Origin of the sequence: Amycolatopsis sp. YIM 10 (genome assembly GCF_009429145.1) — a bacterium.
Lineage (GTDB): Bacteria > Actinomycetota > Actinomycetes > Mycobacteriales > Pseudonocardiaceae > Amycolatopsis.
On sequence record NZ_CP045480.1, the window covers coordinates 2,542,141 to 2,561,276 of the forward strand.

The 19,136-nt window shown below is 71.4% G+C and carries 19 protein-coding genes; 14 read left to right on the plus strand and 5 right to left on the minus strand.

Annotated features, from left to right (window positions below):
* The first annotated feature begins 275 nt into the window (after positions 1–275).
* Positions 276–1,328: an NlpC/P60 family protein gene (locus tag YIM_RS12340; protein ID WP_153030486.1), complete on the plus strand. Its 1,053-nt coding sequence runs from the start codon at positions 276–278 to the stop codon at positions 1,326–1,328.
* Between the two features lie 78 nt (positions 1,329–1,406).
* Complete coding sequence (locus YIM_RS12345) at positions 1,407–2,552, plus strand: glycosyltransferase family 4 protein (protein ID WP_153030487.1); 1,146 nt, start codon at positions 1,407–1,409, stop codon at positions 2,550–2,552.
* Here the strand turns inward: YIM_RS12345 and YIM_RS12350 are convergent.
* Genes YIM_RS12350 through YIM_RS12360 form a run of 3 tightly spaced genes read right to left on the minus strand, consistent with a single transcriptional unit; the run spans position 2,542 to position 4,611 of the window.
* Positions 2,542–3,387, minus strand: a complete 846-nt coding sequence (locus YIM_RS12350; RefSeq protein ID WP_228004691.1) for a sigma-70 family RNA polymerase sigma factor — start codon at positions 3,385–3,387, stop codon at positions 2,542–2,544. The two genes, YIM_RS12345 and YIM_RS12350, sit on opposite strands and share 11 nt — an antisense overlap.
* Positions 3,388–3,425: 38 nt before the next feature.
* Positions 3,426–4,052: a uridine kinase gene (locus YIM_RS12355; protein ID WP_153030488.1), complete on the minus strand. Its 627-nt coding sequence runs from the start codon at positions 4,050–4,052 to the stop codon at positions 3,426–3,428.
* Entirely contained in the window at positions 4,045–4,611 is a 567-nt protein-coding gene (locus YIM_RS12360; RefSeq protein WP_153030489.1) for a TetR/AcrR family transcriptional regulator, read from the minus strand. Before YIM_RS12360 ends, YIM_RS12355 begins: the two co-directional genes overlap by 8 nt.
* A 72-nt stretch (positions 4,612–4,683) precedes the next feature.
* Here YIM_RS12360 and YIM_RS12365 point away from each other — a divergent pair, with 72 nt between their 5' ends.
* From YIM_RS12365 to YIM_RS12400, 9 genes are all read left to right on the plus strand, one after another.
* Positions 4,684–5,166, plus strand: a complete 483-nt coding sequence (locus YIM_RS12365) for an HXXEE domain-containing protein (RefSeq protein ID WP_153030490.1) — start codon at positions 4,684–4,686, stop codon at positions 5,164–5,166.
* A gap of 39 nt (positions 5,167–5,205) precedes the next feature.
* Positions 5,206–6,444: a cytochrome P450 gene (locus tag YIM_RS12370; protein WP_153030491.1), complete on the plus strand. Its 1,239-nt coding sequence runs from the start codon at positions 5,206–5,208 to the stop codon at positions 6,442–6,444.
* A gap of 27 nt (positions 6,445–6,471) precedes the next feature.
* Entirely contained in the window at positions 6,472–7,755 is a 1,284-nt protein-coding gene (locus YIM_RS12375) for an adenosylmethionine--8-amino-7-oxononanoate transaminase (RefSeq protein ID WP_153030492.1), read from the plus strand.
* A gap of 236 nt (positions 7,756–7,991) precedes the next feature.
* Entirely contained in the window at positions 7,992–10,226 is a 2,235-nt protein-coding gene (locus YIM_RS12380; protein ID WP_153030493.1) for a bifunctional SulP family inorganic anion transporter/carbonic anhydrase, read from the plus strand.
* Positions 10,227–10,237: 11 nt separating this feature from the next.
* A complete protein-coding gene (gene bioD / locus YIM_RS12385) occupies positions 10,238–10,960 on the plus strand; it encodes a dethiobiotin synthase (protein WP_153030494.1) in 723 nt (240 codons plus the stop codon).
* 72 nt (positions 10,961–11,032) lie between these two features.
* Positions 11,033–12,052, plus strand: coding sequence for a biotin synthase BioB (gene bioB, locus YIM_RS12390; protein ID WP_153030495.1), 1,020 nt, complete (start codon positions 11,033–11,035; stop codon positions 12,050–12,052).
* Positions 12,049–12,237, plus strand: a complete 189-nt coding sequence (locus YIM_RS50010) for a hypothetical protein (protein ID WP_370468978.1) — start codon at positions 12,049–12,051, stop codon at positions 12,235–12,237. Before bioB ends, YIM_RS50010 begins: the two co-directional genes overlap by 4 nt.
* A gap of 31 nt (positions 12,238–12,268) precedes the next feature.
* On the plus strand, positions 12,269–12,859 hold the full coding sequence (locus YIM_RS12395; RefSeq protein ID WP_370468979.1) for a DUF2567 domain-containing protein: 591 nt from the start codon (positions 12,269–12,271) through the stop codon (positions 12,857–12,859).
* 72 nt (positions 12,860–12,931) lie between these two features.
* The gene (locus tag YIM_RS12400) at positions 12,932–13,981 is read left to right on the plus strand and encodes a M48 family metallopeptidase (protein WP_153030496.1); all 1,050 of its coding nucleotides are present in this window, start codon (positions 12,932–12,934) and stop codon (positions 13,979–13,981) included.
* 25 nt (positions 13,982–14,006) lie between these two features.
* On the opposite strand, the gene YIM_RS12405 is transcribed toward YIM_RS12400, so the two are convergent.
* Both YIM_RS12405 and YIM_RS12410 read right to left on the minus strand, forming a co-directional pair.
* Positions 14,007–14,726, minus strand: coding sequence for an LON peptidase substrate-binding domain-containing protein (locus tag YIM_RS12405; protein ID WP_153030497.1), 720 nt, complete (start codon positions 14,724–14,726; stop codon positions 14,007–14,009).
* Positions 14,727–14,814: 88 nt separating this feature from the next.
* On the minus strand, positions 14,815–15,486 hold the full coding sequence (locus YIM_RS12410) for an NUDIX domain-containing protein (RefSeq protein ID WP_255463066.1): 672 nt from the start codon (positions 15,484–15,486) through the stop codon (positions 14,815–14,817).
* Between the two features lie 78 nt (positions 15,487–15,564).
* On the opposite strand from YIM_RS12410, the gene nadA reads away from it, so the two are divergent.
* Genes nadA through nadC form a run of 3 tightly spaced genes read left to right on the plus strand, consistent with a single transcriptional unit; the run spans position 15,565 to position 19,120 of the window.
* Positions 15,565–16,599 (plus strand): quinolinate synthase NadA, encoded by a 1,035-nt coding sequence (nadA, locus tag YIM_RS12415; protein WP_153030499.1) that lies wholly within the window; start codon positions 15,565–15,567, stop codon positions 16,597–16,599.
* The gene (locus YIM_RS12420; RefSeq protein WP_153030500.1) at positions 16,596–18,245 is read left to right on the plus strand and encodes an L-aspartate oxidase; all 1,650 of its coding nucleotides are present in this window, start codon (positions 16,596–16,598) and stop codon (positions 18,243–18,245) included. The genes nadA and YIM_RS12420 overlap by 4 nt, the downstream gene beginning before the upstream one ends.
* A complete protein-coding gene (gene nadC / locus YIM_RS12425; RefSeq protein ID WP_153030501.1) occupies positions 18,242–19,120 on the plus strand; it encodes a carboxylating nicotinate-nucleotide diphosphorylase in 879 nt (292 codons plus the stop codon). The genes YIM_RS12420 and nadC overlap by 4 nt, the downstream gene beginning before the upstream one ends.
* The last annotated feature ends 16 nt before the right edge of the window (positions 19,121–19,136 follow it).

Below are 19,136 nucleotides of genomic sequence, written 5' to 3' on the forward strand. Positions count from 1 at the left end.
CCTATTTCGTAACCTGGCCGAGATCTCGTGGCCGGTAGCCGTCGCACAAGGGATGGCGACACGAGATTGCCGCCGTAGCAGCTTTGTCGGGGAGCTGAACCGGAAATACTGCGTGCTCTGCTGCCCTGCCTGGTGCGGTGGCTGACGGGTGCGTGGTTGCCAGACACCGGCCGGAACGGGTGCTGTGTCCGCCCACCGGCCAGTGACGAGGGCCCCCGACCTCGTCGCGCAGGTGTCCCGGTGAGGCGGCCGAACGCAAAGGAGACACGCGCGACGTGCAGTCGCATCCGGTAAAGCGCGTGGTTTCAGGCGCTCTGGCAGCCACCGCCGTGATCGCGGCCGTGACGCTGGCCCAGGCTCCCGCCACCGCCACCCCCATCCTCGCCCCCCAGCAACCCCCGAGCAGCGAGTCCGAGGCGCTCAAGAAGTACCGCGAACTCGCCGAGCAGGCCGAGAAGCTCAACGAGGACCACCTCAACGCCATCGAGGACGAGAAGGCCAAGCAGGGCGAACTCGACAAGGCGAACCAGGACCTCGAAGCGGCCAAGCAGACCGAGAGCACGGCCAGCGCCGACATCGAGCGCTACCGGGTCGACGTGGACAAGTTCGCCGGCGCGTCGTTCACCAGCGGCGCCCAGCTGAACAAGATGTCCGCGCTGCTGACCGGCAACTCGGCCCAGGACTTCCTGGACCGCTCGTCCGCGCTGGACGTGCTGGCCACCGACCAGAACAACGTGCTGCAGGGTTACGCCGGCTCGCTCAAGCAGGCCGCCGACGCCCGGCAGCTGGCCACCGACGCGCAGGGCCGGGCCCAGGCCGCCAAGGACGAGGCCTCCCGGCTCAAGTCGGACATCGAGCAGCGCAAGAAGTCGCTCGAGGACCAGAAGGACAAGCTCGAGGACGCCTACGGCAACCTCAGCGACGGTGACAAGGCCGCGCAGAAGGACACCGGCGAAGACGTCGGCCCGATCAAGGCCCCCGGTGCCGCCGCCCAGACCGCGGTCGACGCGGCCATGGGCAAGCGCGGCAAGCCCTACTCCTGGGGTGCCACCGGCCCGAACTCCTTCGACTGCTCCGGCCTGACCGGCTGGGCCTACAAGCAGGCCGGGATCAGCCTCCCGCGCACCTCGAAGGCCCAGTCGACCTTCGGCAAGTCGATCCCGCGGGATCAGCTCCAGCCGGGTGACCTGGTGTTCTACAACTCGCCGGTCTCGCACGTCGGCATCTACATCGGCGGCGGCAACATGGTGCACGCCCCGACCACGGGTGACGTGGTCAAGGTTTCGCCGCTGCAGAAGAACTACGTGGGTGCCCGCCGCGTCGCCTGACGCGCACCGGACAGCCACACCGAAGGCCGCCTTCCTCCCGGGGAAGGCGGCCTTCGTGCTTCCCGCTAGCCTCGCCTGGTGCGCCGAACGCTCTTGCTCACCAACGACTTCCCGCCCCGCCACGGCGGCATCCAGGCCTACCTGCACTCGCTGGCGAAGCTGGTGCCCGCGGATGATCTGGTGGTCTACGCACCGGCGTGGCGCGGTGACGCGGAGTTCGACGCGGCCGCCCCGTTCGAGGTGGTGCGGCACCCGACGTCGCTGATGCTGCCGACCCCCGGGGTGCTGCGCCGGGCGAAGCAGATCATGCGGGCGCGCGAGTGCGAGGCGGTCTGGTTCGGCGCGGCGGCGCCGCTCGCGCTGCTCGGCCACCCGCTGCGCGCGGCCGGGGCGCAGCGCGTGCTGGCCAGCACACACGGGCACGAGGTCGGCTGGTCGATGCTGCCCGCCGCGCGGCAGGCGCTGCGGCGGATCGGGGACACCGCCGACGTGGTCACCTTCGTCAGCGAGTACACCCGCAACCGGTTCGCCGCCGCGTTCGGGCCGATGGCCGGGCTGGAGCACCTGCCGTCCGGTGTGGACCCCGAGCTGTTCCGCCCGGATCCGGTCGCCCGCGAGTCGATCCGCAAGCGCTACGGGCTCGGTGACCGGCCGACCGTGGTGTGCGTGTCGAGGCTGGTGCCCCGCAAGGGACAGGACATGCTCGTGCTCGCCATGCTGGAGCTGCGCAAGCGCGTGCCGGACGTGGCCCTGCTGCTGGTCGGCGGCGGCCCGTACCGCGCGAAGCTGGCCGGGCTGGTGGACTCGCTCGACCTCGGCGACGACGTGGTGCTCACCGGTTCGGTGCCGTGGGAGGAACTGCCCGCGCACTACACCGCCGGTGACGTGTTCGCCATGCCCGCGCGAACCCGCGGCAAGGGCCTCGACGTGGAGGGCCTCGGCATCGTCTACCTGGAGGCGTCGGCGACCGGCTTGCCCGTGGTCGCCGGGCGCTCGGGTGGCGCGCCGGAAACCGTGCTCGACGAGGTGACCGGGCACGTGGTCGACGGCCGTGACCTGATGCAGCTGGTGGAAACGCTCGCCGCGCTGCTGAACGACCCGGCCCGCGCCCGCCGCATGGGTGAGGCCGGCCGGGAGTGGGTCAGCCGCAGCTGGCGCTGGGACGTGCTGGCGAAGCGGCTGGAGACCATGCTCGCCGGTGACCCGATCGCCGCTATCCGCTGACCGCGAGTTCGAGCGCGGCCAGGCGGCGTGGCGAGGCGATGACCTCGTAACCGGCGATGCGGTCACCGTCGAAGGTGAAGGTGAGCACGAGCGCCAGCCGTCCGGCCGGGGCCACCACCACCCCGATCTCGCCGTTCACCAGAGCCACTTCGGCCAGGTGCGCGCGTCGCCCGAACACCAGCACGCCTTCGGCGACGGCCTTGGCGCCGCGCACCTCGGCCGGCACGCCCGGCGGGAGGGCGCCGGGGTCGGCGCGGCGGATGGCGTCGGGTGCGAGCACGGTGAGCAGCGCGTCGAGATCGCCGTCGCGCGAGGCGCTCAGGAAGGCCTCGACGATCTTCCGCCGCGCGGCCAGTTCACCGGCGGGTGCCGCCGGGTTCCCGCGCAGCCGTTGCCTGGCCCGGCTGGCGAGCTTCTTCGCCGTCACCGGGCTCCGGTCCACGATCGGCGCGATCCGGTCGAACGGCACGGCGAACAGATCGTGCAGCACAAAGGCGATCCGCTCGGCCGGGGTGAGCGTGTCGAGCACGACGAGCAGCGCGCGGCCGACCGAATCGGCCAGCACCGCCTCGGTTTCCGGGTCCTCGCGCGCCCAGCCGGGCTCCGGCAGGTCGTCGAGCGGTTCCTCGCGGCGGGCCTTGCGCGCCCGCAGCATGTCCAGGCAGATGCGGGAAACCACGGTGTGCAGCCAACCCCCGAGGTTGTCGATCGCACCCTCGAGGCGGTTCAGCCGCAGCCAGGCCTCCTGCACCGCGTCCTCGGCCTCGGCGACGGAACCCAGCATCCGGTAGGCGACCGCGCGCAGGTGCGCGCGATGCGCTTCGAAGTCGTCCACTTCGTTCTGACGATCCGGCGGCGGCGAAGGTGACACGGTCAGGTCCGCTCGATCAGCGCCGGGTGCTTCGGGTCGTCCATGCGGACCACCACGTCGGCGAACTCGCCGGGGGCGACCTCGGTGTCGTAACGCTCGAAGGCGGGCAGCGCCCAGTGCTCTTCGGGTGGCAGGCGGCGGGTCAGCGCGCCGGGGGAGAGCAGGAGGTGCGCGGTGAAGTCGAACGGCAGGCCGTGCCCGAGCAGCAGTTCGCCGTCCACCAGCACCACGGCGCCGGGCAGCAGCGGGACGCGGTCGAGCCTGGTGGCGCGGTCGCGTTCGGCGTCCCAGAGCGCGGGCAGCGCGAGGCCGGTGCCGCCGGGACCGGCCGGGTCGAGCACCTCACGACGCAGGGCGCCGACGTCGAGCCAGTCGTCGTAGCGGGCGTCGGGATCGCGCTTGCCGCGTTCGAAGCGCAACGACGCCGCCCGCAGGAAGTCCTTTGTGGACACGCGAAGCGCCTGTTTGCCATGCGGGCGAAGCAGTTCGGCCACGGCGTCGGCGAGCACGCCGGGTGCTTCACCGGCGCCGTCGAAGGCGACCCTGGTGATCGGGCCGTCCACGATCCGCTCGGTGATCTCGCGGGCGAGCACGTCGGGGGAGATCGGGCGGTACCGGCGCTCAGGCAATGGAGGCACCTCGCAGCACCACGTCCACGATCTCGCGCACGAACCCCGGCCGCGGTGCTTCCTGCCGGATCAGCGCGCGCATCCAGAGCGCGCCGCCGAGCAGGTCCATCAGCAGCGCGGGATCGGTGTCCTCACCCAGTTCTCCGCGTTCGCGGGCGCGGTCGAAGATGGGCAGCTCCTGGCTGAGCCGGTCGCCGAAGAAGGCGCCAAGCACGTCGGCCAGCTCCGGCCGGTGCAGGGCCGCGCTCAGCGCCGCCGCCGCGATCGCCCCGGTCTTCGCGCCGGTGAGCAGGCGGTTCACCTGGCGCAGCAACGATTCCAGGTCACCACGAAGCGATCCGGTGTCCGGAATGGACAGTTCGAAGACGCGGGCGTCGAGCAGGGCCGCGCCGAGCAGCGCGTCCTTCGACGGCCACCAGCGGTACAGCGTGGTCTTGTTCACCCCCGAGCGCGCAGCGACGCCCTCCACGGTCAGCCCGTCGTAACCGAGTTCCGTGAGCAGTTCCAGCGTCGCGGCGAAGATCTCCTGCGCCCGCCGCGGCCCGCGCCCTTCCGGCATCGCCGTCCTCCCGCCTGTTGTGGTTAACATAGCAACGCAACGGTGCGTTGCGTTTACTGGGAGGGCGGGGAAATGGCACACGAGGTGGCACGGGTACCGAAGGCGGCGACGCTGGGCTTGTTCGGCGCGTGGCTGGTGCACGACCTGGAGGAACTGGCCACCATGCCGATCTGGGCCGGGGTCTCGCGCGAGCACGCCGCGGTGGCGATCGGCCTGATGGGCGGGGTGGTCGCGGCGGCGTCGGTGGCCGGCGCGGTCACCGGTGGCCGGAGCCGGTTCTATCAGAGCGCGCTGACCGGATTCGGCGCGCACGGCTGGGTGCACCTGGCCGCGTCGGCGGCCACGCGCGGTTACGCGCCGGGGGTGGCGACTTCGCCACTGGTGGTGATCCCGTTCGCGGCATGGGCGCGCAAGCGTTTGCGGGCGGCCGGGATCGAGCCGGAAACCTCGTGGGCCGGGCTGGCGCTGCTGCCCGTGCTGCTCGGCGCGGTGCACGGTACGGCCGTATTGGTGACTCGGGGCACCAAAGCGCGGCGCGCGTCGTTGACCCGGTGACAACACTGACAACACTGTTATCGAACCAAAGGGGCGACGATGGCGGCAGTCGTGGAACCGGTCCGGCTCGACAACGCGTTCATGCAGGATCCGCACGCGATGGCGGAGATCTTCCGCCGTGAAGGCCCGGCACGGCAGGTGGTGATGCCCCGCGGCCTGCGCGGCTGGGTGATCACCGGGTACCACGAGGCCAGGGCGCTGCTCGCCGACCAGCGGCTGAGCAAGGACTCGGCGCGCATCTCCGAGCTGTTCCAGACCCAGATCGAAGACAAGGGGGACCGGGCGGACACCGAGCACGTTGGCGCCCGTCCGTTCGCCTCGGCGCTGACCGCGCACATGCTCAACTCCGACCCGCCCGAGCACACCCGCCTGCGCAAGCTGGTGAACAAGGCGTTCACGCCGAAGTCGGTGGACCGGCTCCGGCCGCGGATCGAGCAGATCACCGAGGAGCTGCTCGACCGGATGGAGGCCCAGGGAGGCGAGCCGGATCTGCTCGAAGCCTTCGCCTTCCCGCTGCCGATCACGGTGATCTGCGAGTTGCTGGGCGTGCCGGAGGCCGAGCGCGCCGAGTTCCGCGACTGGTCGAACACGCTGGTCTCGGCCGATCCGGCGGCGCCGATCGAGAAGGCGGCCGGTGAGCTGGTGGTCTACCTGCGCGACCTGATCGAGCGCAAGCGGGCAGAGCCGGGCCCCGACCTGCTCTCGGACCTGGTGCAGGTCTCCGAGGACGGCGACCGCCTCGGCGAGCACGAGCTGGTGCCGATGGTCTTCCTGCTGCTGATCGCCGGGCACGAGACCACGGTGAACCTGATCGGCAACGGCGTGCTCGCGCTGCTGCGCAATCCGGACCAGCTGGCCGCGCTGCGGGCCGATCCGTCGCTGCTGCCGGGCGCGGTCGAGGAGTTCCTGCGCCTGGACGGGCCGGTGAACCTGGCCACGCTGCGATTCACCACCGAACCGGTGCGGGTGGGCGACGTGGAGATCGGCGAGGGCGAGTTCGTGCTGATCTCGCTGCTCGCGGCCAACCGGGACGGCGAGCGGTTCGAAGAGCCCGCGAAGCTCGACCTCAAGCGGCCCACCGGCGGGCACCTGGCCTTCGGGCACGGCATCCACTACTGCGTCGGCGCGCCACTGGCCAGGCTGGAGGCGGAGATCGCGATCGGCAGGCTGCTCGAGCGTTTCGACGGGCTGGCGCTGGCCGGGGAGCCATCGGAATTGCGGTGGCGAGCAAGCACCCTGATGCACGGCCTGGAGGTGCTTCCCGTCCGTCTGAGCTGACGGCGGGCGCCCCGTAGGGTGCCAGCCATGACGAGCCAGGAGGAACTGCTCGCGCTCGACGCGCGTCACGTGTGGCACCCGTACGGCCCGATGCCGGGCACCGTGCCCCCGCTGCTGGTCCGCGAGGCGGCGGGGGTGCGCCTGCGCCTGGCCGACGGCCGCGAGCTGGTGGACGGCATGTCCTCCTGGTGGGCGGCCGTGCACGGGTACCGGCACCCGGTGCTCGACGCCGCGCTGGCCGAGCAGGCCGGGCGGATGAGCCACGTGATGTTCGGCGGCCTCACCCACGAACCGGCGATCGCGCTCTCGCGCACCCTGGTGGAGATCACCCCGGACGGGCTGGAGCACGTGTTCCTGTGCGACTCCGGGTCGGTTTCGATCGAGGTCGCGGTCAAGATGTGCATGCAGTACTGGCAGTCGACCGGGCAACCGGCGAAACGCCGCCTGCTCACCTGGCGCGGCGGCTACCACGGCGACACCTTCCAGCCGATGAGCGTGTGCGATCCCGACGGCGGCATGCACTCGCTGTGGAAGGGCACGCTCGCCGAGCAGGTCTTCGTGCCGGAACCGCCTGCCGGGTTCGACGCCCCGCTCGACCAGTCCTATGTGGACATGCTGGCGGACGCGATCGCGGCGCACGCCCACGAACTGGCCGCGGTGATCGTGGAACCGGTGGTGCAGGGCGCCGGGGGAATGCGTTTCCACAATCCCGGCTACGTGCGCGCCCTGCGGGAAATCACCGCGGAAAACGGCGTGCTGCTCATCCTCGACGAAATCGCCACCGGATTCGGCCGGTCCGGTTCGCTGTTCGCCGCCGGGCACGCCGGGATCACGCCCGATGTGCTGTGCGTCGGAAAGGCGCTGACCGGCGGTTATCTGAGCATGGCCGCGGCATTGTGCACACCGGAGGTCGCCGACGGTATTTCGCGGGGCGAACTGCCGGTGCTCGCGCACGGGCCCACTTTTATGGCCAACCCGCTCGCCAGCGCGGTGGCGAACGCCTCGCTGGGCCTGCTGCTCGGACAGGACTGGCTCGCCGAGGTCCGGCGCATCGAGGCGGGACTCCACAGTGGACTTTCGGCGGCCGCGGATCTGCCGTCGGTGCGCGATGTCCGCGTGCTCGGCGCGATCGGCGTGGTGCAGCTGGACCATCCGGTGGACATGGCCACCGCGACCAGGGTGGTGACCGAGCACGGGGTGTGGGTCCGCCCGTTCCGCGACCTGATCTACACGATGCCGCCGTACGTCAGCACCGACGACGATGTCGCCTCGATCTCACGTGCCATCGTGGCGGCCGCGGCGGTGGCCTGAGTGAAGTTCACCCGATCCTGTGACAACACCGGTTAACTGAATGTTGCTCGGGTTAAATCCGTACGCAGCGCGACAATTTCCTCAGGTTGTTGTCTGGATCGGGTGAGACCCAGCCCACGTGGTTGGGGGAGATAGCGGTTCGTGAGCCCGGAATCGTGACGAAGCGACCGTGGGCAGAACATGAGGATGTCTTCACAAAGCGGACTTTTCGCGCCTTTCCGTGTTCCCTGGTGATCATGAGCTTCGCCACCCTATTGCGGCGTGACGTGCCCGCTTCGCTTGTTGTGTTCCTCGTTGCCGTGCCCCTGTCGCTCGGCATCGCACTGGCCTCCGGTGCCCCGATCGTGGCGGGCTTGATCGCCGCCGTGGTCGGCGGGATCGTCGCCGGTCTGTTCGGTGGTTCCGCCATGCAGGTCAGCGGCCCGGCCGCCGGGCTGACCGTGGTGGTCGCCGAAACCATCGCCCGCTTCGGCTGGGCGGCCACCTGCGCCATGGTGGTCGCCGCCGGCGCGCTGCAGATCGTGCTCGGGCTGAGCCGGATCGCGCGCGCCGCGCTGGCCATCTCGCCCGCCATCGTGCACGGCATGCTCGGCGGCATCGGGCTGACCATCGTGCTCGGCCAGCTCCACGTGGTGCTGGGCGGTTCCGCGCAGAGTTCCGCGCTGGACAACCTGCTCGCCCTGCCCGGCCAGCTGGTCGGCAGCCACGACACGGCCGCCTTCATCGGCGTGCTGACCATCGGCATCCTGCTGCTGTGGCCGCGCCTGCCCCACGCCGTGCGCAAGGTGCCCGGCCCGCTGGCCGCGATCGCCTTCACCACCGTGCTGGCGCTGGTGGCGGGCATGCAGCTGGACCGCATCGAACTGCCCGGCAACCTGCTGGAGATCTCCTTCGCCCCGCGGCTGCCCGAAGGCGGCTGGTTCGACATCGGCGTCGCCGTGCTCACCATCGCGCTGATCGCCAGCGTGGAGAGCCTGCTCTCGGCCATCGCGGTGGACAAGCTGCACACCGGCCCGCGCGCCAACCTCAACCGCGAACTCGTCGGCCAGGGCATGGCGAACATGACCTCCGGCGCGCTCGGCGGCCTGCCGGTCACCGGGGTGATCGTGCGCAGCTCCACCAACGTGGCCGCCGGTGCCCGCACCCGCGCTTCCGCGGTGCTGCACGGGATCTGGGTGCTGCTGTTCAGCGTGCTGCTGGCCGGGCTGCTGGAGAGCATTCCGCTGGCCGCGCTCGGCGGCCTGCTGGTGCACGTCGGCGCGAAGCTGCTCGACGTCGGCAACATCCGCCAGGTGCACCGCCACGGCGATCTGCCGATCTACCTGGTCACCCTGCTCGGTGTGGTTTTTGTGGACATGCTTTCGGGGGTGCTGCTCGGCATCGCCGCCTCGCTGGTGCTGATGCTGCTGCGGACCCGGTCGAAGATCCACGCCGAGGTCGACGGCGACCGCTGGCGCGTGGTGGTCGACGGCGCGCTGACCTTTCTCGCCATTCCCAAGCTGTCCAAGGTGCTCGCCGCCATTCCCGAGCGCGCGGAGGTCACCGTCGAGCTGGTGGTGGACTACCTCGACCACGCCGCGTTCGAGAACCTGTCCAGCTGGCAGTTGGCCCACGAGCGGACCGGCGGCACCGTGGTGGTCGACGAGATCGGGCACCCGTACTACCAGCGCGGCAAGTCGGGCGCGCCGACGGTGAGCAGGCTCGCCGCCACCCCGGTGGTGCCGCGCTGGCTGGCGTCGTGGTCGGACTGGCAGGCCAAGTCGGGCCCGCACCTGCCGGACCAGCGCAGCGCCCCGCCGTCCACCGCGCAGCTGGCACTGGGCACCTCGGAGTTCCAGCGCCGGACCGCGCCGCTGGTGCAGGGCACGCTGAGCGGGCTGGCCGACGGGCAGAACCCGCACACCCTGTTCATCACCTGCGCCGACTCGCGGATCGTGCCGAACCTGATCACCACCAGCGGTCCCGGTGACCTGTTCGCCGTGCGCAACATCGGCAACCTGGTCCCGGCGGACAGCGGGGTCACCGGGGACACCGGTCCGCCGCTGGACACCTCGGTCGGCGCCTCGATCGAATACGCCGTCGGTGTGCTGCGGGTCCCGGAGGTGGTCGTCTGCGGCCACTCCGGCTGTGGCGCGATGAAGCTGATGCTGGATCCGACCGCCGAACTGCCCGCGGTGCGCGAATGGCTCCGCCACGCCGAGCCGAGCCTGCGGCGCTACCAGAAGAACTCGCCGGTTTCGCTCAACGGTGAGCTGCCCGCTGCCGAGGGTGACCGGCTGGCGCTGCACAACATCCTCCAGCAGCTGCGCCACCTGCGGCGTTACCCGGTGGTCGCGGAGGCCGAAGCCCGCGGCGAACTGCACCTGACCGGCATGTACTTCGACGTGGGCGCCGCTCAGGTCTACCTGTTCGACCCGGAGTCCGGCACTTTCGAACCCGCCGGGGAACGCGCGGCTTGCTCCCGGGACTAGGGTCGTAGCCCGTGACTGTGCTGGTGATCTCGGGTACCGGAACCGGTGTCGGCAAGACCGTGGTCACGGCGGCGATCGCCGCACTGGCCAAGGCCGATGGCAGGCGGGTCGCCGTGCTGAAACCCGCGCAGACCGGCGTGACCGACGGCGAGCCGGGTGATCTGGACGAGGTCCGGCGCCTGGCCGGTGACGTCACCACTCGCGAGTTGCGACGCTATCCCGACCCGCTTTCCCCCGAGGCCGCCGCGCGGCGCAGCGGGATCGCGCCGGTGACCCCCGGCGAGGCCGCGAGCGCCGCCGCCGAACTCGACCAGTCCCACGACCTGGTGCTCGTCGAGGGCGCGGGTGGGCTGCTGGTGCGGTTCGACCCCGGCGGCGGCACGCTGGCCGACGTCGCGTGGTCGCTCGGCTCGCTGGTGCTGGTGGTCGCCGAACCGGGGCTGGGCACGCTCAACGCCACCGCGCTGACCGCCGAGGTGGCCACCCGGCGCGGGCTCAACGTGGGCGGCGTGCTGATCGGTGCCTGGCCCGCCGAACCGGATCTCGCGGCCCGCTCGAACGTCGAGGACCTGCCGGTCGCGGCGGGCGCGCCCCTGCTCGGGGCGTTGCCCGCCGGGGCCGGTCAGGCGGACCCGGTGGAGTTCCTCGCCGAGGCCAGGCGCGGCCTTTCGCCGTGGTTCGGCGGCGAGTTCGACCCGGAGTGCTTCGCGAAGGGTGAATCCGCCCAGAAGTGACTTGGGTCGCTTCTTCGGGACGGAGTGTTCGGGCACACTGTGCCGGACGTGCCCGAGCGAGAAGGAGAACCCGTGACCTCAGCACCCGAACGCGCGACCGACGTCCTCACCACGGCGCGGGAGCAGGTGCTCGAGCGTGGCGAGGGGCTGACGCAGGCGCAGGTGCTCGAGGTGCTGCGCCTGCCCGACGAGCGGCTGTCCGACCTGCTCGCGCTCGCGCACGAGGTGCGCATGCGCTGGTGCGGCCCGGAGGTCGAGGTCGAGGGCATCATCAGCCTGAAGACCGGCGGCTGCCCGGAGGACTGCCACTTCTGCTCGCAGTCCGGCCGGTTCCCGACCCCGGTGCGCTCGGCCTGGCTGGACATCCCGGGCCTGGTCAAGGCCGCCCGCCAGACCAAGGAGACCGGCGCCACCGAGTTCTGCATCGTGGCCGCCGTGCGCGGCCCGGACGAGCGGCTGCTGTCCCAGGTCCGCGAGGGCGTCAAGGCCATTCGCGAGGACGGCAACGACATCCAGATCGCCTGTTCGCTCGGCATGCTCACGCAGGAGCAGGTGGACGAGCTGGTCGAGATGGGCGTGCACCGCTACAACCACAACCTGGAGACCGCGCGCTCGCACTTTCCCCAGGTGGTCACCACGCACACCTGGGAGGAGCGCTGGGACACCCTGCGCATGGTGGCCGAGGCGGGCATGGAGGTCTGCTGCGGCGGCATCATCGGCATGGGGGAGACGGTCGAGCAGCGCGCGGAGTTCGCCGTGCAGCTGGCCGAGCTGAACCCGCACGAGGTGCCGATGAACTTCCTCATCCCGCAGCCCGGCACGCCGTACGAGAACTACGAGATCGTCGAGGGCAAGGACGCGCTGCGCACGGTCGCCGCGTTCCGGCTGGCCATGCCGCGCACCATGCTGCGCTTCGCCGGCGGTCGTGAGCTGACCCTTGGCGACCTCGGCGCGGAGCAGGGCATGCTGGGCGGGATCAACGCGATCATCGTCGGCAACTACCTGACCAATCTGGGCCGCCCGGCCGGCCGGGACCTGCAGATGCTCACCGAGCTGAAGATGCCGGTGAAGGCGCTGAGCGAATCCTTGTGAACCAAGCGGAATTCTGTGTCCACTGTGGACAGCCGCTGGCCGGTGACCACGGTGCGTGCCACAATCCGCGCACGGCGCTGGAGCCACCGCGGTTCTGCGCCTCCTGCGCGCGTCGGATGGTCGTGCAGATAACCCCGGTCGGCTGGACGGCGCGCTGTAGCCGCCACGGAGAACTCACCGGTTAAGCTTTCCTTCTCGTAGTCAGGAGGTACACCGGTGGCAGAGCCTTCGGTCGGGGTGCGCCCGCCCGCCGAACCCGCGCACCACTTCTTCGCCATTCCGCGCGAGCGGCCGAAGGTGGTGGTGGCCGCGGACATCCTGCCCGCGGTGACCGTGCTGTCGATGGTGATGCTCACCGGCATCCCGCTGGCCGCGCTGTGGGCGCTGCTGGCGCCGCCGCAGCGGATGCGCGTGGTCTCCGCCACCGAGCCGCCGGTGCCGCTGCAGTTGGAGAGCTGGCACCGCTTCGACGACCTGGCCGTGTTCGCGCTGCTGGCCTTCGGCATCGGCATCGTGGTCGGCGTGGTGATCTGGCTGCTGCGTGAGCGCCGCGGCCCGGTGGTGCTGCTGGCCGCGGTCGGTGGTTCGGTGCTGGCCTGGTGGCTGGCGTCGATGCTCGGGCCGGGCACCTTCGCCGGAATGATCTACGAAATCTCCGCCGCCCCCCAGGTGGGTGACGTGCTGGAGACCGCGCCGGTGCTGGAATCGGCGTGGGTGCTGCTGGCGCAGCCGCTGGCCGTGGCGGCCACCTACGGCCTGCTGGCCGGTTGGAACGGGCGGGACGACTTGGGGCGCCGGCTCGGCTGAATTCGGCTGATCGGCAGCGGGCGCCCGGAGGTTTCGCCTAGGCTGGCCGCAACCGAGGGAGGCCTGCATCACATGACCGACGACGTAGTTTCCGGCTCGAACGGGCGCATCCGGTTCCCGGGCATCAGCCCGCGCGCCTACGAGCACCCGGTCGACCGGGGCGCTCTGGCCACGCTGCGCACCATTCCCGGCTTCGCCGAGGTGCTCAAGGCGGTGGCCGGGTTCTTCAGCGAGCGCGGTGAGCGGCTGATGGCGCTGGCGTCGTCGATCCGCGTGGGGGAGAAGCAGTACCCGGAACTGAACAAGCTGCGCCTGGAATGCGCGCAGGCGCTGGACATCTCGCCGGTGCCGAACATCTTCGTGGCGCAGGACCCGGCGGTCACCGCGTACACCATCGGCATGGACGAGCCGTTCATCGTGCTCAGCACCGGGCTGGTCGAACTGCTCGACACCAACGGGCTGCGGTTCGTGATCGGGCACGAGATGGGGCACGTGCTCTCCGGGCACGCGGTGTACCGGACCATGCTGATCCGCCTGATCAACATGCAGATGTCGATGTCGTGGACCCCGGTCAGCGCCTTCGGCCTGCGCGCGGTGATCGCCGCGCTGAAGGAGTGGTACCGCAAGTCGGAGCTGTCCTGCGACCGCGCCGGGCTGCTCTGCGGCCAGGACCCGGCCGCCGCGCTGCGGGTGCACGTGCTGCTGGCCGGTGGCATCGACCCCGGCCGCATCGACATCCCGTCCTTCCTGCAGCAGGCCGAGGAGTACGAGTCGGTCGACGACATCAGGGACAGCCTGCTCAAGCTGCGCAACGTCGAGCACATGTCGCACCCGCTGGCCGTGGTGCGGGCCGCCCAGCTGCAGAAGTGGGCCGCCTCGGAGGAGTACCGCGCGATCCTGGTCGGCGAGTACCCGAGGCGGGACGCGGACAGCCCGTCGAGCACCTGGTCGGACGACGTGAAGTCGGCGGCGAAGTCGTACAAGGACTCGTTCAGCAACTCGACCGACCCGCTGGCGAAGGTGTTCACCGACGTCGGCGAGGCGCTCTCGGGCGCGGCGGGCAAGGTCTGGAACAAATTCGGCGGCGGCGCCCGCACCAACGGCGACGCGGACCCTTCGTAGGCCTTCGACACACCGCCCGGCCGGGTCAGTTCAGGCTGGCCGGGCGGGTCAGGGCGGTCAGTTCGGCGGGTGGTGCCGGTACCGCTCGCAACGCCGTCAGGAAACCCGCCTCTCGCGTGAGCAGGCGGCAGACGTCCCGCAGGCGTCGCAGTGGCTGGGTCTGCTCCAGCAGCGCCTGCCGGTCGTCCAGCGGCAGCAGGCAGTCGGCCGCGAGCTGGTAGGCCAGGTCCGCCAGCGGGGTGTCCGCCGGCGGCTCGGTCCAGGCGTCGTGCTCCCAGGCCGAGCGGCAGTACCGCCGGTGCGCGGCCCGCGCCACCTCGGCCATCCGCTGCCCGGCCTCCGCCGAACCACGCGGCAGCGGCGCGTCCGTCACCCACTCGACGGTGCCGACCAGGTACGGCGCGGCCTCGGCGTCGATGTCCAGCAGCCGGAACCGCTGCTGCCCGGTGGTGACCACGTCGAACCGCCCGTCGGGCAGCCGTTTCGCCTCGCGCAGCCGGGTGGTGCAGCCGATCGCGTGTACCTGGTCGAGGTCGGTGACCTCGCGGGTCAGCGAGGTGCGCATGGCGATCACGCCGAACTCCTGGTCCGGCACGGTTCCGGTGACCAGGTCGACGGTGAGCTGCCGGTAGCGCGGCTCGAAGATGTGCAGCGGCAGGTGTGCGCCGGGCAGCAGCACGGACTGCAGCGGGAACAACGGCAAAGTCGTCGTACCCGTACTGTCTCCCGCTGCACCCTCTGCCACGGGTACACGGTACGACGAAGCCGTCCGGCGCGCAGGGCTTCACTCGAATGCCGTGCCGGGCAACGGAAAACGTGCGCTTGGTGACCAGTTATCGCGCAGCGGGCGGCGGACGCAGGACGGCGAACGGGTCGGTCACCTGGATTCCCTTGCACGCGAAGGAGAACACCGCCGCCGGACGGCCGCCGCTGCGTCCGGACGGCGCGGTCTCCCCGGTCGGTTCGAGCAGGCCGCGGCGGGCCAGCACCCGCTGCAGGTTGGTGGCCGAGATCCGGTAGCCCAGCGCCGCGGAGTACAGCCCGCGCAGCTCGGAGATGGTGAACAGGTCCGGTGCGAGCGCGAAGCCGAGATTGGTGTAGCTGAGCTTGGACCGCAGCCGGTCGCGGGCGCGCAACACGATCTCGGCGTGGTCGAACGCGGTGCGGGGGAGTTCGTCGACCCGGTGCCACGAGGTGTCCTCCGGCACCTCCGGGTCCACGTCCGATGGCACCAGGCCGAGGAACGCGGTGGCCACCACGCGCGGACCGGGCACGCGGTCCGGCGTGCTGAACACGGCGAGCTGCTCCACGTGCTTGAGCTGCTTGACGTCGACCTTCTCGGCGAGCTGGCGCCGGATGGAGGTCTCCACGTCCTCGTCGGGCCGCAGCCTGCCGCCCGGCAGGGACCAGCGGCCGATGTGCGGATCGAGGGCGCGACGCCACAGCAGCACCTGGAGTGTGTCCGATCGCACTTGAAGTACCGCCGCCAAAACCTCGTGTGCCAGTGGGGCGCTGCTGTTAATATGGCTTCGCACGGTTTTCGATTGTAAGGCGAAAACCCGCGTCAGTCTAGGAGGGCCACCATGGCCGGCACGACGACCCTGCGGGCGAGCGAGCTCGCCGAAGCCGATCTCATCCCGTACGACGGGGTGGCACCGGACGCGAGCTGGGCGGAGGAGGTGCGACGGCTGGCCGAGGAGCGCGACGCCGTGCTCCTCGCGCACAACTACCAGGTTCCGGCGATCCAGGACGTCGCCCACCACACCGGCGACTCGCTCGCGCTGAGCCGGATCGCCGCCGGCAGCGACGCCTCGACCATCGTCTTCTGCGGTGTCCACTTCATGGCCGAAACGGCCAAGATCCTGGCCCCGGAGAAGACGGTGCTGATCCCGGACGCGCGGGCGGGCTGCTCGCTGGCGGACTCCATCACCGGCGAGCAGCTGCGCGCGTGGAAGGCCGAGCACCCCGGCGCGGTGGTGGTGTCCTACGTGAACACCACGGCCGAGGTGAAGGCCGAGACCGACATCTGCTGCACCTCGTCGAACGCGGTGGACGTGGTCGCCTCCATACCCGCTGACCAGGAAGTTCTCTTCCTGCCGGACCAGTTCCTCGGCGCCCACGTCAAGCGTGTGACCGGCCGCGAGAACCTGCACATCTGGGCGGGCGAGTGCCACGTGCACGCCGGGATCAACGGTCCCGAACTGGCCGAGCGGGCCGCCGCGAACCCCGACGCCGACCTGTTCATCCACCCCGAATGCGGCTGCGCCACCTCGGCGCTCTACCTGGCGGGTGAGGGCGCGGTGGCCGCGGACCGGGTCAAGATCCTGTCCACCGGCGACATGGTGCACGAGGCCAAGGCGACCAAGGCGGGCTCGGTGCTGGTGGCCACCGAGATCGGCATGCTGCACCAGTTGCGCAAGGCCGCGCCGGGCATCGACTTCCGCGCGGTGAACGACCGCGCCTCGTGCCGGTTCATGAAGATGATCACCCCGGCCGCCCTGCTGCGCTGCCTGCGCGAGGGCCTGGACGAGGTCGACGTCGACCCCGAGACCGCTTCGCGGGCGCGCGCCTCGGTGCGGCGGATGATCGAGATCGGCCAGCCTGGCGGCGGCGAATGAGCAACCCGGTTACTGCTCATGAGGCGAAAACCTCACCTCGCTGGGAGGCCGCGGCCGATCTTGTGGTGATCGGCAGCGGGGTCGCCGGGCTGACCGCCGCGCTGCGCGGCCGGGCGCTCGGGTTGCGCGTGCTGGTGGTGACCAAGGCCGCGATCGAGGACGGCAACACGCGCTGGGCCCAGGGCGGCGTCGCGGTGGTGCTGCCCGGTGAACACGACGACGGCGACTCGGTCGCCCGGCACGTCGAGGACACGCTCACCGCCGGGGCCGGGCTCTGCGACGAGGCCGTGGTGCAGTCGATCCTCGACGGCGGGCCGGGCGCGGTGGCGCGGCTTCGCGAGTTGGGTGCCAGCTTCGACGCCGGTGCGAGCGGTGGCCTGGCCAGGGCTCGCGAGGGCGGGCACTCCGCGTTCCGGGTCATCCACGCCGGCGGTGACGCGACCGGGGCCGAGGTGGAACGCGCGCTGGTCGCGGAGACCACCGGCAGGCGGTTGCCGGTGCTGGAGCGGCATGTGGCGGTCGACGCGCTGCGCACGCCGTCCGGCGCCGTCGCCGGGGTGTCCGTGCTCGACCCGGACGGGGTGCTCGGGGTGGTCCGCGCGCCCGCCGTGCTGCTCGCGACCGGTGGGCTGGGGCAGCTCTACCAGGCCACCTCCAATCCGGAACCGGCCACCGGTGACGGGCTGGCGCTGGCGTTGCGCGCCGGTGCGCAGGCGGCCGACGTGGAGTTCGTGCAGTTCCACCCGACCGTGCTCTACACCCCGGGCGCGCGCGGGCGCTGCCCGCTGGTCACCGAGGCGGTGCGCGGCGAGGGCGCGCGCCTGCTCGATGGCGCGGGCGAGCTGGTCATGCTCGGCGTGCACCCGCTCGGTGACCTGGCGCCGCGCGACGTGGTGTCGGGGGCGATCACCCGGCGGCTGGCCGAGGCGCCGGGCGGCATCGACGACCACGTTTTCCTCGACGCCACCCGCATCACCGGGTTCGCCAAGCGTTTCCCGACCGTGTACGGGGCGGCGCTCGCCGCCGGGATCGACCCGCTGCGGGAGCCGATCCCGGTCACCCCCGCCGCGCATTTCGCCTGCGGTGGCGTGGTGACCGACACGACCGGGCGCACCGGGGTGACCGGGTTGTACGCGGCTGGTGAGGTCGCGCGGACCGGTCTGCACGGGGCGAACCGGCTGGCGTCGAACAGCCTGCTGGAGGGCTTGGTGATGGGGGAGCGGGTCGCCGAAGCCGCGGCCGCCGACCTGGCCTCGGGCGTGCTGGCCGAGCCGCGGCACGGGCTGGCGCCGGAATGCCGTCACGTCGAGGCCGCCGATCGCGACGCGTTGCAGCGGGCGATGAGCCGCTACGCCGCGATCGGCCGCGACGCCGACGGGCTCGCGGTGCTCGGCTCGGTGCTCGATCTGGCCACAATCGACAGTCCACTGAGGACGCAAACCGAGGTGGAGGACGCGGCGCTGACGCTGGCCGCGCAGGCACTGGTGATCTCCGCCGCGCGCCGCGCCGAATCGCGTGGTTGCCATGTGCGGCTGGACTTCCCCGAGCGCGACGAGCCGGGTTGGCAGCGGAGCCAGCTGATCCGGCTGAGCCCGTCGGGGCAGCCGGTGCTCGCCGATCCGATCCTGCAGGAAGTGGTGGCATGAACGAGCTGACCCGCGAAACACTGGCCGACGGCGGCCTCGACGAGACCGACGTGCTCCGCGTGGCCGACACGGCGTTGTCCGAGGATCTGCGCTACGGCGCCGACGCGACCACGCAGGCGACCGTGCCCGACGGCGCGGTGTCCACCGCGGCGTTCACCCCGCGGGTGGCGGGCACGCTGGCGGGTGTCGGCCCGGCGCTGGCCGTGCTGGACCGGGTGCTCGGCACCTACGAGGTCATCGACCGGCGCGTCGACGGGAGCTGGCTGGCCGCCGGGGAGCCGGCGCTGGTGGTGCGCGGGCCGGTGCGGGGCTTGCTGACCGCCGAGCGGACCGCATTGAACCTGCTGTGCCACCTGTCCGGCATCGCCACCACCACCGCGGCCTGGGTGTCCGAAGTGGAGGGTACGGGGTGCGCGATCCGCGACTCCCGCAAAACCCTGCCGGGGCTGCGGTTGCTGGAGAAGTACGCGGTGCGCTGCGGGGGCGGAGTCAACCACCGCTTCGGCCTCGGTGACGCGGTGCTGATCAAGGACAACCACGTGGTGGCGGCGGGTTCGGTGACCGCGGCGCTGCGGGCCGCGCGCGAGCACGCCGCCGAACTGGCGTGCGAGGTCGAGGTGGACGACCTGGTGCAACTGGAGGAGGCGTTGCGGGCGGGCGCGGACGAGGTGCTGCTCGACAACTTCACGCCCGCCCAGTGCGCCGAGGCCGTGCGCCTGCGCGACGAGCTGGGGTCGAAGGCGCGGCTGGAGTCCTCCGGCGGGCTGCGGCTGGAGAACGCGCGGGAGTACGCGGCGTCCGGCGTGGACTACCTCGCGGTCGGCGCGCTCACGCACTCCGCACCGGCGTTGGACCTCGGCATGGATCTGGGCTGAAACGGGGAAAATTACC

Coding starts and splice junctions, on each gene's coding strand:
- YIM_RS12360 (WP_153030489.1), bottom strand. CDS start 4,611: ATGCCGGAAGGGCGCGGGCCGCGGCGGGCGCAGGAGATCTTCGCCGCG.
- YIM_RS12365 (WP_153030490.1), top strand. CDS start 4,684: ATGGCACACGAGGTGGCACGGGTACCGAAGGCGGCGACGCTGGGCTTG.
- YIM_RS12370 (WP_153030491.1), top strand. CDS start 5,206: ATGGCGGCAGTCGTGGAACCGGTCCGGCTCGACAACGCGTTCATGCAG.
- YIM_RS12375 (WP_153030492.1), top strand. CDS start 6,472: ATGACGAGCCAGGAGGAACTGCTCGCGCTCGACGCGCGTCACGTGTGG.
- YIM_RS12380 (WP_153030493.1), top strand. CDS start 7,992: ATGAGCTTCGCCACCCTATTGCGGCGTGACGTGCCCGCTTCGCTTGTT.
- YIM_RS12400 (WP_153030496.1), top strand. CDS start 12,932: ATGACCGACGACGTAGTTTCCGGCTCGAACGGGCGCATCCGGTTCCCG.
- nadA (WP_153030499.1), top strand. CDS start 15,565: ATGGCCGGCACGACGACCCTGCGGGCGAGCGAGCTCGCCGAAGCCGAT.
- YIM_RS12420 (WP_153030500.1), top strand. CDS start 16,596: ATGAGCAACCCGGTTACTGCTCATGAGGCGAAAACCTCACCTCGCTGG.
- nadC (WP_153030501.1), top strand. CDS start 18,242: ATGAACGAGCTGACCCGCGAAACACTGGCCGACGGCGGCCTCGACGAG.